Genomic DNA, 13,746 nt, shown 5'->3' with positions numbered 1-13,746 from the left:
GGATGCAGCTTCGTAAACGAGGTTTAAAACTTTCAACAGATACACTGTTTTATCTGTTTATTGCTTCTTTTTTCGCTATAGCTTTGACCTCTAGTTATATCGCGATTGGGGAACGTGTTCGTGATATTACAATAGACTTTCAAAATCGAACAACTAGCGCACAAGCTGCGAACGCTGCCACTTCGATAGGTAACTATGTAGACGATCGTATTCTGTTCTTACAGGACCTAGCTAAGAACCCTCTTTTAACTAGTGCGGTGATGGCTACTCTGGATTCGGAAGAAAACCTTGTCGATTTTTTGGACTCACTTCTAATCCTCGGTCAGCATGAATCTGTATTCTTACTAAATATTATTGGGGAGCCTATTTACCGACCTTCCAACCAAACCTTGAGTTTGAACTTAGAAAATGAACCTTGGTTCGAAGAAATACTAAATGGCGAAAGGCCTTGGGTTATATTAAAACACCGAGAAAATGAACAATGGCACTTCTCTATCGCTGTTTCAGTCAATTATAACGGTGCTAGCGAAGGTGTTGTTCTGGTTCGATTTGATAAAGACATCAGTACATTATTTACTACCCAAGCACATGCCGCCAGCATTAGAATCAAAGGTGATTACCTTGATTACTCTTCTCTAAATAACACTCTTGCTTACCAAAAAGTTGACGAACAAGTTGCTGGTCAGACCCAACTTAACGTCGAATATTACATCGATCAACAACACCTCGCTTCTGAAGTAAATCAGGTTATCCAAAGTATATTCATTGGCCTTCTTCTGACATTTTTGGTCGTCTTTATACTGCTACTCTGGCTTGGAAAAAAGTTTTTTATCAACCCATTCAAAGCAGTCAAAGAGTCCGAAAAAGAGCTGTCTGAAACTGCAAGGCAACTTGAGTTAGTAGTAGATTCTGCAAATGTAGGAATTTGGGATTTGAATACCCAAACAGGTCAACTCAACCTTAATGAACGTTGGGCAGAAATCATTGGTTACACATTAGATGAACTTCAACCGATGACTATCGAAATATTCAATCAGCTTACCCATCCTGATGCCCCCGAAATATCACATCACTTATTAGATAGATACAGCAATTCCATCAATGACCGTCATAACTTTGAACTTAGAATGAAGCACAAACAAGGTCACTGGATCTGGGTATTAAACACAAACAAAGTCGTAGAACGTGATAGCAACGGTAAGCCTACTCGCATCATCGGCACTCACTTAGATATTACCGACCAGAAACTCTCTGAAGAGTCTCTCTTGAAAGCTAAAAATGAAGCAGAACAAGCCAGTGTTGCTAAGAGTGAATTCCTAGCCAATATGAGTCACGAGATAAGAACACCAATGAACGGTGTTATCGGAATGACTAATATTTTGCTCGACAGCGGCTTAAACCAGCAGCAGCTGGACTATGCTAATACCGTCAAAAACAGCGCCGACTCTTTGCTAACCATTATCAATGACATTCTAGATTTCTCTAAAGTTGAATCAGGCAAATTAGAGCTAGAAGCAGTAGATTTTAATATGGGTAAACTGCTAGAAGAAGTAGGATCGGCTTTAGCGACTCGCGCCCATGAGAAGAATCTAGAGCTTATTTGCCCTGCTACATCCATTACTAATCAATGGTTTAATGCTGATCCAAGCCGCATTCGCCAAATCCTTGTTAACCTAATCGGCAACGCATGTAAATTTACCGAAAAAGGCGAAGTTGCAGTTTTCTATGAGTCTAAGCAAATCACATCTAAAAACAGCAAAATAGTGATCAAGGTGGTCGATACCGGTATTGGGATAGATGCAGAGCAACAGACCCGATTATTCGAACGGTTTAGTCAGGCTGACGGCTCTACCACACGCAAATATGGTGGTACAGGTCTTGGTCTATCGATAAGTCGACAGCTAGTAGAGTTGATGGGTGGTGAAATTGGTGTCGATAGTCAGCTAGGTAAAGGCTCGACATTCTGGATAAGCTTGACGCTGCCCCATGCCGCTCCAGAGTCCGTTACCCAGCCATTCGAAGAATTACACAACAAAAAGATCTTAGTGATTGATCCTAATGAAACCAATCTAAATCTACTCGGTGATATATTTACTAGCTGGAAAATTGAACATGAATTGACATCAAAAGCTAAAACGGGTCTTGAAAAGCTAAAAGTAGCTGCAAACAACAAAACACCTTTTGATATAACCATCATTAATCAAGAATTGTCGGATAGTGACGCTATCGAGTTTAGCGCATGCTGCAAACAAGATCCTGCGTTAGCGGCAAGCAAACTACTTATTCAAACGGTAAGTCATAAGTCCTTTGATAAATCAAAGTACGATAAAAACGGCTTGCTCCATCTAATTACTAAACCTATTAACCAAAGCCAACTGTTTAATAAACTATTAGAGCTCATCCAAGTTAAACAACAAGATACCTCTGTTAAACAAACTATCGATATAAAAGATCCAAACTCATTTAATGGCAAAGTTTTACTCGTAGAAGACAACATAACCAATCAGGCCGTCGCACGTGCTTTACTAGAACAACTTGGGCTAAAAATTGACGTCGCTGCTAATGGTGAAGAAGCGTTGTCTGCTCTAGATATGATCAAATACGATCTTGTCTTTATGGATTGCCAAATGCCAGTGATGGATGGCTATGAAGCAAGTAGAGCCATAAGACAAGATAAAATGTTCAAAGAGTTACCTATTATTGCTATGACAGCTAATGCTATGGCTGGGGATAGAGAAAAGTGCCTTCAAGCCGGTATGAGTGATTACATATCCAAACCAATCAATGCGGACCGTTTAATACAAGCACTTAATCATTGGCTTCCTAATGGTAAAACATCAATATCCAATGAAGAGCAAAGCAGACATGATATCAAATACAAACAGCCTGTGTGGGACCACGATAACGCACTCAAACGCTTAATGATGAACGACAAACTTCTAGTTAAAGTGCTAGAAGCCTATCTTCAAAATTCGGCTAAGCTGATTGAAAACACGCAACAAGCTTTCCGCGATCAGAACTGGGAGGAGTTAAGACAGCACGCACACAACCTTAAAGGTATGGCCTTAAACCTATCAGCCCCCCAGCTAAACGGAATCTGCAAAAAGATTGAAGAAGCCTCCACTAACAATCACGCAGAACTCGAAACTCTCTTGCCTGAATTCATTAAAGCATCAGAAGCGTTATGTACGGAGTTTGAAACATATATTTCTAATAAAGCACATACCACTACTAAGTAATGATTAACGATAGCTTGTCTGCACCTACATGTCTTAATCCATACTCAATGCAGTTTTAAGACGGGACAATAAACTATTCTGATCCGTAGTCGATTCCGCCAATTTTACTGAGTCAGTTGGCGTAACAACATAAGGGTTAGTATTACCTTGGATTAGGGTAATCATACGATTACGCTCTAACTCCCATTGATCAACAGGATCTAGCTTTGCCCAAGCATGAAACAGTTTTTCCTGCTTATTACTGATACGAACGCCATACTGGTCGCGCATATAAAAGTACGTACGAGCAATATCACCACGGCGATGGTCAGCTGGCTCGACCTTACGCTGCTTAAAATCAACTTCCATATCACATTGCCCATAAACACGCGGCTCACCTGCTAATTGTGCGAAGCTGTAATTAGAGCGATCACCATTCACCTCTCCAATTGCAGGTACAAGGTTGTGAAGGTCTGATTCCATCTTCTTGAAATTAGGGTTCTTCTTACAAGCTTTTCGACCACCGTCTTGCCAACATTGTAATTGATGACCAAAAGCCCAGGCCGGCATTACGTGCTCCCACTCAATACGCTTTGCTCTATTCGCGTTTTTACGTGGTGAGTAACCACAGGACTTTAAGTCTGGCACCAACTTTTTACCTTGGGCGTTGTAGTCACAGCCACAATAAAAGCTCTGCTGGTTATCTGCATAGATCTCTTTGAGAATCTTTTTGGCACTACCGAAAGACTTAGGATGCTCAGCTAAGGCTATGCCTGGGATCATTAGAAGAGCAACAGGAAGGTACTTGTGCATTGGAATTCCTTTTAAAGGCGTCCAATGCCAATCGATGCTTCCTGCTTTAAATTAGTTACTAGGGTTTAAAAGCCAATATGAGCGGTTACATAGCTACTCAGAAGTCACGACCATCATACGGCTGAAAGATAAATTTAAGCTTAACCTTGTGAAAAGAGCTGGTTCATGCCATCAATAAAATCAGATTTACCGCCATAAGAGGGATGACGTATATAGCGGATATCTTGATCAGGAAACGCTTTTTGTAAACAGTCCGTTCCTTTACGACCTAACCCTGCAATCGCATCGGGTTGATAAACATCCATCAGAATCTGTAAAAGCTCTAAACCTTCTTCTATTTCAGCTTTTAATGGTGCCCTATTCTTTTTTTGAATACGTGAAGGATGCGGATGATAAGGGAACGAATTCCAAAAAAGCGGTACTGTTTCTTGTGAACACAGATAGCGCCATACAATAGACGCTGTATTTTCAGCAGTGAGCGTATCAGCGTTTAGTTCTATTTGAGGCTTTAACTGCTGCAAAAAAGGATGATCAACCTCATCAAATAATTTACCACTGGAAAATGGGATGCCAGTTAAACGACCACCTTTAAAACCATAGGCTTCGCCAACTAAAAGAACCTTTGGTCCTGGTTGCTCAAAGGCCAATTCGATGTATCGCTTTAGGTTCTCTAATTTGGTTTAATCCCTATAGGGATTAAATACAGTCAGAGTGTTTTTACGTTTGCTAAGTTTTGTGTAAAAACTGTCTAGATTAGGCATTTAACAAAGTCACAAGTTTATGCGTTAAGAACATGATCGATACAACGGCTAGACCAAATACGTAAAGCCCCCAATGGATCTGAATTGACGCGACAGCCCCGAGCTTTACAGTTACCAATAATACGGCCACTACCATCACGTCGAGCATTGCCCATCGGCCGTAATCATGCATCAAGCCAAGCAATTTACGTTGGTTAGCAGATATTTCATCGCTAGCTGCTGTTAATCTACATAACAAAAATAACTTAACCAGCGGTAGAGCTACACTAAAGAGGAAGACTAAAGCCGCTAGGATCAAATGCCCTTCAATTAAAAGACTCTGTACACCGCCAATTACAGAAAAAGAACTCTCAAAGAAATAGAACTTGCTCATCGTCATCATCGGACTAAACAGCCCGACAGCCAGACAGATCGTCGTTAAGATCAAAGCAATTCTGAGCCACAAAGACTGAGATGAAGATAAGGGGGTAAATCTATCCATGAAAGTGCCTCAAAACAAAGTGGCGCAAGTATACCAATCCATCGCAGTCATAGTACAAACGAAACACATCTGAGTGTTGTTTTAAGGTGTTCTATAACGGTGTAATTTAAAAGGGTGCAGGCTAAATAAAGTCTGTATTTAGCCTGCAATGGGATCGACTCTAAACCGCCATATCGATCTGCTGAACTGTTCCAACATCACCGGCTTCAGTTAAGTAGAAACCACTGGAGCGGACTCGGCCATTCTCCTGATTATTTTCACCTTTAATATCGAATGGCGTTTCGGTTGAGCCTAAATAGATCGCCCCTACACCACTATCAGCCAATGATTCTAGGTAATCGCTATCTTCAGTTTTATGCCACACGAGGAGATCATCAAATATAGAATCACCCTCATCGATATAGTTGTTACCATCCTCGTCATATTGGGCAAGATCGGCAAAGCCATTACCCGTTAAAGCGCCAAATAACTCTGTACCGTCATTGATAATGCCGTCTTCATTTTTATCTAGAGCAAGCATGCCACTTTCACCGGCGAGATAACTAATGATTTCTTTATCACCATCAGCATCAAGATCAAATTCAAACTTCTCATCGGAAAGATCGGCATGGTTGCCTTCAAAGTTAAGGATCAGTGGATCTGTAAACTCCACAATGCTGGTCATCTCAAACTCGCGTGTAGCTGAGTAACTCCGTTCCATTTCTAGGTTAAGATTAAATTCAATCTGCTTACCATCCGCCGTCGTCACCATGCCACAACTATGAAAATTAGAACATTCATACTCTTCGATTGTCGAAGTGACCTTAAAAGACATTTCCATCTTGATAGGTTGCAACTGCAAAGCGTCACCGGCTATATCATCTTCACTCGGAATCGAATCAGCATCCGGAATTTCTATATCATCAGGGATGTCAGTTTCTATGTGTTTCGGATTGATGGCATTTAATAAGCTTTGCCACAACCTTGCTTTGGTAATTTCTCTTTGCTCAGCAACATTTGAATCTTTTTCTGCAGCTCTAAACTGCAAGCCTTGATCGGTAAGCACTAAAATCGAATTACCCTGAAACTGATCATCTCCTTCAGTTGAGGGCTGCTGACCTACAGCAATGCCGCTGAATAAGCTGCTTTGATCCTGACGAAGAAACGACTTCGCTTCGCTTAATTGGGCAAGAAACTCATTACCATCGCTTCCCCAATCAATCATTTTGGTCTGAGAGCTATATTCCGTTTTCTGATGCTCAGCACTCATATGTACATTACTTGTCTGAATAATCATTGTTCTCTCCTTCCTGATTTTCTGCGTCAGTTAACCCCCGCCGTTCAAATTTATGAAAGCGTAATTCATTTCTTAAGGGCGCAAAAAACCAGTTTTTGTAAATAACAAAAACAAAAAATCGGTTGTTAATCCTCAGCGGAAAACTTTTGCCTTAAATCTGAATTCGTTAGGCAAAACTGGACTGCTGTCCGAGCACAATGCCAAGACAGTTCTTCCGATAAGAATGCTTGTATTAGGTTATAAAATTAAAAGAGACTTCCTGATGACCACTACCTCCCTTGCTGAAAGCCGCGGAATACATAGGCTGAAAGAGAATAGCCCATAATAGCCATCAAAAATCCTGGCTGTTCTTATGTTCATTTTCTAATCCAACCTTACGCGGTTCGCATCGACTAATTACGTTTGAGTAACCTAAGGTTCAGCAAAAAGCGGGCCGCTATCACATTGAATATCAAAGGAAATTAAAAGGGATTAAAAAAGCCGCTGTATGCGGCTTTAGAAAAGAAGAAAAATAATCTAATCAAATTTGTAATATTTTTGATTGAGATAAGCTGCAACAGCCGACACCTCATCAGGGAACCAACCTACATCCAACATGGTGTTACACATCTCTACCTGGGCTTCTAATCTTGAATAAGTATCAACTCGACGATTAGGACGGGTATAGATATCTGAGCTATGGCACGTTTCACAGTTAGCATCGGTGTAAACTTCACCTCGGATCGTCCGCTCCAAAGCAACAGACTCATATAGCTCTTTACCCTGTTCAGCATCTGAAGCAGAAGCAATGGGCACGTAAGATGTTATTAGAATAACCAGCGTGCTCTGTATTTTCTTAGACATACTTGTCATCACTATAATGACCTCCCCTCATAAGGATATGCTCTGATAACACTATAAAGCTAAGATTTGTCTCATCAAGCATTCCTTACATCCTTCATCCATTTAAGACAAAGACCACTTCTATTCACACCCAGAATAAGACTAGTACTTTGGTAAGTATAAACCTTACTTTAGCATTCCATGCCAACTGGGAAGTCTGCTATCACTGATAAAATCTTTTTTAATTGATCGACAGGATTCAGAAGACATCATAATCATAAATATAAAAAGGACAGGAATTTTGAAAAAGATACTCGCTTCAATCGCACTTGTATTAGTTAGCATCTCTACCGCTCATGCAGGTAAGCCACCAGCAGTCAACTTTAACGGTGATGAATACGCATACAGAGCGACTAAAAGCTCAGCACACCAATATACGCCTGCTGACCAAGCGGACCTCTCTTCATACAAAGATATGGTCTCCTTCACCTTCGCAGAAGAAGTCAAAACCAAGTCCGATTTAAAACCTTTCGCAGAAAAGTTTTTAGCTGCATACAACGGTAAAGGAAAAATTATTAAAGCGATCGCAGGCCCTGATCCACGAGATCCGAGCCTTTTCCTTCTAGCAACAATGACAACGAGTGACAAAAGTTCAGAAGCAAACATGTTCTTAATCAGCGTAGAGAACGAGGCTGGCGTTGTTATGAACTACTCCCACCGCATTTATGGAAAAGATCAAAGCAAAGCTGTGATGGATTGGTTTAATGCTAATGGCCATAAAATGGAATCTACTCTCATGTCTTTCAAAGAGTTCCCGAAAGCTAAAGCGTTCAAATAAATCCAAATAAATAAGCAAAGGGGAATACCTTTCCCCTTTGTAATCGAAGCCACTTACTTCAACCCTCTACTTACTGAATTCAATAGAACTATTGAAACTGACACATGTATAAACTCATTATTTCCAGCTTATTAAGCCTAACATTCCTGCTTTCGCCTCACGCTTCTGCTAAAAACTGTGATACTGCGAAAACCAGCATCCAGATGAATCGATGTGCGGCGATTAAACTCGAAGTTACACACCACGAAATGACAAAGTATTTGGGCGCAGCCTATGAGTTACATGCTCAAAATTCTTCGGCTATAGAAAGTATCAAGCTTGCTCAAAAAGATTGGGAAACGCACGTTGCATCACATTGCGATTCTATTTATGCAATTTGGGAAGAAGGTAAAAAGAAAGCCTTTGCATCTATTTTTTGCATGATAGATAAAACAGATGAGAAAGCCTCTGAAATCAGGACAACCTATCTATCTCACTTCGACGCCGCAATCCCGCAGCCCCCAAATTAGGACTCTGTAACAAAAATTGTAATCGTTAGGGGATCAGATTCTAGAAAATTGCCCCCCCCCACAGTATCGATGTCTAATAAAAATATTTAAAACTATTAAAAGTGTACTAAGCTGATTTTCTTTCGTAATACTCACTATTACTTTCGACTGTTAGTTTTTTGAGGGCTTCAATTTTTTCCGAATAAAGATCCTTACTGATGTAAAAAGCAGTATCAATCAATCGCCGACCTTTACTCTTGAATCTTCTTTCATTTTTCCTAGTTTTATTTTCAAGAAGATACCCCAGTCTCCTATCAACACCGTCCTTCCGCCTCTCTTTCCCCTTGTAGATACATCTTTGAAATAGAAGGTGCCACTCATACGCATGAACCAATGTGGGTAGCATAGGACTGTGTCTTTTTCCTTTTGAATTACACCAATAAAATACTGCTCTATAATTTTTTAAATCCTTTATTAGCTGTAGTTTCATGGGATCACCCATACATTCTTTAATCTATTTTGGATTATCAAGCCTACGAAGAAAAATGAGAGAGCCTAAAACAACTGCATTAATCAAGCAGGCTTGTCATAGGCTTTTAGTTACTTAAATCAGGAATCAATACACCTTCAGTGATCACATGAATCACACCATTGCACGCAGGAATATCGATATATCCGAGATCCAAAGGTGAATCATTAATGCTAAGACCATTAACATTCACGAACTCTTTGTTTGCCATTCTTATGGTTTTACCATCACGGTTAACCACATACTTAGACGTTCTTTCACCAAAGGAAACATGGTAAGCCAATACCTCAATTACACCATTTAGTGTAAGTGCTCCCGCTAATGCATTAACAACCTCTACTGTGCTTGATGTGTCTACGCCGGATAGATCTAGTAAACCTGCTTCTTCAAGCGCCACGGCTGTATTCAAGAATGCTTGATCATTAGGAGAGAAAAGCGTTACTTCTCGATCTTCATCAGTCAGCACATCAAATAAATTTGTGCTACCAATGGTCGCTGTTACGGCACCAATCAGAAAATCGAACTCTCCAGCTGTTGCACCGCTTTCATTTAACTCAACCAGTTCAGTGACAATTGTCCCGAGATCGTCAGTACATTCTTCAGCGTAGGCTAGTGAACCAAAAGTTAACCCAGCTGCGCACATGAATGCAGTAATTGTTTTTTTCATTGTTCTGTACCTTCAGAGCTTAAGTTGCTTAATTAATCATCAACACTCAATACGGCACCCTGAACAAACAGATCAAAAAAACGACCAGAATTAAATTCATCTTAAATAATTTTAGAGGATTTCATTCCAGTTAATTGCAAACCAGTTAGGGGAAACAGCCTTACTTTATTCTTGTTTCAGTCTTGGTAATCTTAATCACTCACTAGCAAAGTCACTGAGTAATATCTACTATGATAAAGAAATCTATTTTAAATATTTATTAAAAAGCCAAGTACGGATATTTCCGCCAACAATGCGATTGTGCAGGATGCAGCTAACCGTTCTAAGCCAATAAGGTTTAATAATGCTGTACCGAATACTCTTGTATTTTCACATCTTGTTCTTTAGTTATTCGGTTCATTCATCGCCTCTTTATCAAATTCAAACCGAAGACTTTGCCCCTTATGCCTATGAACTCCCAAACGGAGAGATCGATGGCATGGCGTTGGATATTATCCATTGGATGCTGGACGATCTTGCAATTGATTCCCCGATACTGATGCTTCCTTGGGCCAGAGCTATTCACAATACAAGAACTAAAAATTGGAACGTGCTTTTCTCTGTTGCACGCACGCCAGAGCGAGAAGATTGGTTTCAATGGGTAGGTCCATTTTATTCAGATGAGATTTTACTCTTCCGAAAAAAAACTATAGGTACCCCTCCCCCTTCTCCCACAACGATTAAACAATATGGACTGGTCTTAGTAACGAGGGACTACCCTGAAGAAAAAATACTTACTCAACAAGGCTATAAAAATCTGGCTTATACAACTAACCCAAGCATTAGTCTAAAAATGCTTTTAGGTAACCGAGCAGATTATTTGGCACTTGGTAAGGCAGCTTTACCTTGCTTACTCGCAAAAGAAAAGATCAACATTGAAACTATTGAATCCACAGGTATATCAATTCATTCAACCGAACTTTATATTGCTATGTCCAAAAGCACTCCAACCTCAGAAGTTCAGCGGTGGCAAAATAGCTTAGACAAACTCAAATCAAGTTCGATGTATGAAAAATTTATTAATGAAACTCGACACTGTCAGTGATTTAGATTTATTAGACATGACATCATTGATTCTTCTGAGCCTATTAGCGCGCACCATATCACACTGATCCATATTCAAAATTCAAGCGTAAACTCTTTGGGTGATAGAATTACTCGATTGATAGAAACTAATTGAAACTAGCGATTTGGTGATAGATTTAACATATCTGCTCTAATCGGTATGAAAGGTTAGCTATCACTATTAGCAATAACCTTTCATACAGAGCTTTGGGTAATTAGTGCTTTAGACTTACCTTACTAGATACCCCTGTTAGACTCTGGCAAATTTGTTCGACTCGTTTTTTTAATGAATAACGTAATGAAAATTGAAGATGTCTTGAAATTAGATATTGTTAAAACACTCAGTGTATTTAACTGCATTCTCAATAAAGGTGAGAAGATGTCGTCCGGTCATTATGTCTATTCCGGCATACAAACTCGAAATGATCGTGATGGATATTCATAGACCTTATTCGATTCCGAAGTAGAGCTTAACTTATTTTGCCACAATAAATTCCAAACGAATTTTGACCAAAGATCTCAGTTTGAAGCACTTTCACATAAAATAGACCGCATTTATTACAAGCGTCAACTCGGCTAACCTACCTAAGATATAAAGATAAACTTCGAGTTCCCTTTATCAAATGCTGATGATCCTGTGTTACAAAAACGTGAAATTAACGAACTTCGGGCACATGAACCTAATTAAAAAGCCTTGCTAACTAGCAAGGCTTTTTAATTATCAGATCATCATTTTCACAATTCGCTTACCCCTTTAGATATCGCGAATATGATTTAGAAAATCATTTGGCTGCACAACGCCAATAAGCGTTTTATGATCGAGCTTTGCACCTTCGCGATCATAGAAGATAAGTGCCGGCGGGCCGATCAGTGCGTAATCTTTATTAAGCTTTTTGGCCGGTTCATCATTGGCCGTCACATCTACCTTAATCACCCGATATGGCGCTAAAGCATTTTGCACACGCGAGTCAGCGAAGGTAACCACCTCTAGTTCTATACAAGCAACACACCAATCTGCATAGAAATCTAGCATTACTGGCTGCCCATTAGCTTTAGCGATCTCTAACTCCCTATTTAGTGCTTCTGGCGTTTTCACTTTTATAAAAGGCAGAACCTCAGCTTGTGCAGATTGATCACCTGCAAATGCTTTTAGTGGGTATCTAAAGCTATTTCCTCCTGCCAACGCACCGATCATCAGGGACAGGCCGTAAAGCAGAATAATAAGACCTAAGCCTTTCGCAAGGTTCTCTTTAGCAGTTTTAGCCTTAGCCAGCACACCCATGTAAACAGCCGATACAACGAGGATAATCGCTGTTAACCACATGGAAACGACGGTAGGAACGATACGATCAAGCATCCAAACAGCCATTAATAACAGCAGTACACCAAATACCGCTTTGACCTTGTTCATCCATAGACCTGCATGCGGAAGGAGCTTACCTGCAGAAGCCCCCACTAATAGAAGAGGTACACCCATGCCTAAGCTCATCGCGAATAGTGCACTGCCACCTAGGAACGGATCACCTGTTTGGCCGATGTAGATTAATGCACCCGCCAGAGGCGCCGCCATACAAGGTCCGACAATCAGTGCAGATAGGAAGCCCATAATCGCCACACCGGCAACCGTACCACCCTTCTGGCTGTTACTCGCCTGACTTAAACGGGTCTGGATACTGTTTGGCAGTTGCAGTTCGTAAAAACCAAACATCGATAACGAGAGCAAAACGAAGATCAAACTGAAGCTGCCGATAATCCAAGCGTTTTGGAAAAGCGCTTGAACATTCTCACCAAACAAGCCTGCGAGTACACCAGCGATGGTGTAAGTGATGGATACAGCCAACACATACACAAGAGACAGACCAAAACCTTTAGCAGTCGAAACATGCCTACCCTGCCCAGCAATGATACTGGAAAGGATTGGAATCATAGGGAAGACGCAAGGCGTTAAGGACAGCGCTAAACCCGCTACGAAAAAAGCACCTAATGTAACAATTAAGCTGCCCTGAGAAAGCATCTGCGCAAAACGATCCTGCTCCGTTACTGCAGGTGCATTAATCGTTTGCATCGTAGTAGTTGCTAGTGCGCTACTTACTTCGGCAGCAGATTGAGATGGGGTAAATGCTGCTATTGAGATCTCTTTAGTAACCGGCGGGTAACAAACACCACCGTCCCAACAACCTTGATAAGTAATAGTTAGCTTATCGTCTTTTGCTGGATCGACTTTGCTTAACAGCGAGAGATCAATCTCAGCGCGATCGTAATAAACCCATACCTGACCAAACAGTGGGTCATCTTTTAATTCAGCTGGTGCATTCTTGCGCGAGATGATCTGCGTTGTTTCGCCATCTTTTAGCTCTATTCTGTCTCTATAGAGGTAATACTCATCAGGCATATCCCAGATCAGCTTTAAGGTACCTCCCTCTTGAACATGTCCAAAAACAAACGCTTTTTCTACCTGAACAGGGCCTTTTTCACCAAAAGGGTTTTGATCAAATAGTCCCGCTGTCACAGTCGGGGAAGCTACAGATAAGATAAGTAAAAACTGTAACCAAAAAATTCGTTTCAATAGATACAACACAGCGTTTCCTATGGATTAATCTCGCAGACGCTTGATTGACAACTTTTATGCCCAACAGTTCGTTATCAATCAGATTTACGTAGTTTACCACGCCTTTTTTATCGAACAGCACTCGTAAAAGCACTTTAATTAGTAGAAACAACTGCCATTGTTTTGATTTGGCGCAGAATA

General features: G+C 40.6%; 13 protein-coding genes. 5 read left to right on the top strand and 8 right to left on the bottom strand.

Annotation, left to right across the window (positions count from 1 at the left end; genetic code table 11):
• Nucleotides 1–2: 2 nt before the first annotated feature.
• A complete protein-coding gene (locus ACMXYR_RS07410; RefSeq protein WP_415903523.1) occupies nt 3–3,239 on the top strand; it encodes a response regulator in 3,237 nt (1,078 codons plus the stop codon).
• 33 nt (nt 3,240–3,272) lie between these two features.
• Here the strand turns inward: ACMXYR_RS07410 and ACMXYR_RS07405 are convergent, their stop codons facing one another.
• From ACMXYR_RS07405 to ACMXYR_RS07385, 5 genes are all read right to left on the bottom strand, one after another.
• Nucleotides 3,273–4,031 (bottom strand): endonuclease, encoded by a 759-nt coding sequence (locus ACMXYR_RS07405; RefSeq protein WP_415903522.1) that lies wholly within the window; start codon nt 4,029–4,031, stop codon nt 3,273–3,275.
• Between the two features lie 140 nt (nt 4,032–4,171).
• Nucleotides 4,172–4,678: a uracil-DNA glycosylase gene (locus tag ACMXYR_RS07400; RefSeq protein WP_415903521.1), complete on the bottom strand. Its 507-nt coding sequence runs from the start codon at nt 4,676–4,678 to the stop codon at nt 4,172–4,174.
• Nucleotides 4,679–4,784: 106 nt separating this feature from the next.
• Nucleotides 4,785–5,273 carry a paraquat-inducible protein A gene (locus tag ACMXYR_RS07395; RefSeq protein WP_415903520.1) on the bottom strand — a complete coding sequence of 163 codons (489 nt, stop codon included), beginning with the start codon at nt 5,271–5,273 and terminating at the stop codon, nt 4,785–4,787.
• 160 nt (nt 5,274–5,433) lie between these two features.
• On the bottom strand, nt 5,434–6,549 hold the full coding sequence (locus ACMXYR_RS07390; protein WP_415903519.1) for a hypothetical protein: 1,116 nt from the start codon (nt 6,547–6,549) through the stop codon (nt 5,434–5,436).
• Between the two features lie 516 nt (nt 6,550–7,065).
• Complete coding sequence (locus ACMXYR_RS07385) at nt 7,066–7,392, bottom strand: hypothetical protein (RefSeq protein ID WP_415903518.1); 327 nt, start codon at nt 7,390–7,392, stop codon at nt 7,066–7,068.
• A 280-nt stretch (nt 7,393–7,672) separates the two neighbouring features.
• On the opposite strand from ACMXYR_RS07385, the gene ACMXYR_RS07380 reads away from it, so the two are divergent.
• Complete coding sequence (locus tag ACMXYR_RS07380) at nt 7,673–8,209, top strand: hypothetical protein (protein ID WP_415903517.1); 537 nt, start codon at nt 7,673–7,675, stop codon at nt 8,207–8,209.
• A 104-nt stretch (nt 8,210–8,313) separates the two neighbouring features.
• Complete coding sequence (locus tag ACMXYR_RS07375; RefSeq protein ID WP_415903516.1) at nt 8,314–8,718, top strand: lysozyme inhibitor LprI family protein; 405 nt, start codon at nt 8,314–8,316, stop codon at nt 8,716–8,718.
• A 106-nt stretch (nt 8,719–8,824) separates the two neighbouring features.
• Here ACMXYR_RS07375 and ACMXYR_RS07370 read toward each other — a convergent pair whose 3' ends face one another.
• Nucleotides 8,825–9,187, bottom strand: a complete 363-nt coding sequence (locus ACMXYR_RS07370; RefSeq protein ID WP_415903515.1) for a hypothetical protein — start codon at nt 9,185–9,187, stop codon at nt 8,825–8,827.
• Between the two features lie 106 nt (nt 9,188–9,293).
• Complete coding sequence (locus ACMXYR_RS07365) at nt 9,294–9,893, bottom strand: fasciclin domain-containing protein (protein ID WP_415903514.1); 600 nt, start codon at nt 9,891–9,893, stop codon at nt 9,294–9,296.
• Nucleotides 9,894–10,236: 343 nt separating this feature from the next.
• On the opposite strand from ACMXYR_RS07365, the gene ACMXYR_RS07360 reads away from it, so the two are divergent.
• The gene (locus ACMXYR_RS07360) at nt 10,237–10,977 is read left to right on the top strand and encodes a substrate-binding periplasmic protein (protein ID WP_415903513.1); all 741 of its coding nucleotides are present in this window, start codon (nt 10,237–10,239) and stop codon (nt 10,975–10,977) included.
• A gap of 318 nt (nt 10,978–11,295) precedes the next feature.
• On the top strand, nt 11,296–11,442 hold the full coding sequence (locus ACMXYR_RS07355; protein ID WP_415884897.1) for a DUF3081 family protein: 147 nt from the start codon (nt 11,296–11,298) through the stop codon (nt 11,440–11,442).
• 309 nt (nt 11,443–11,751) lie between these two features.
• Here the strand turns inward: ACMXYR_RS07355 and dsbD are convergent, their stop codons facing one another.
• Nucleotides 11,752–13,575 (bottom strand): protein-disulfide reductase DsbD, encoded by a 1,824-nt coding sequence (dsbD, locus tag ACMXYR_RS07350; RefSeq protein WP_415903512.1) that lies wholly within the window; start codon nt 13,573–13,575, stop codon nt 11,752–11,754.
• Nucleotides 13,576–13,746: the final 171 nt, after the last annotated feature.

The organism is Neptuniibacter sp. QD29_5 (assembly GCF_047778125.1).
Taxonomy (GTDB): Bacteria; Pseudomonadota; Gammaproteobacteria; order Pseudomonadales; family Balneatricaceae; genus Neptuniibacter.
The sequence above is the reverse complement of the archived record's forward strand: the minus strand, read 5'-3'. Positions and strand labels throughout refer to the sequence as shown.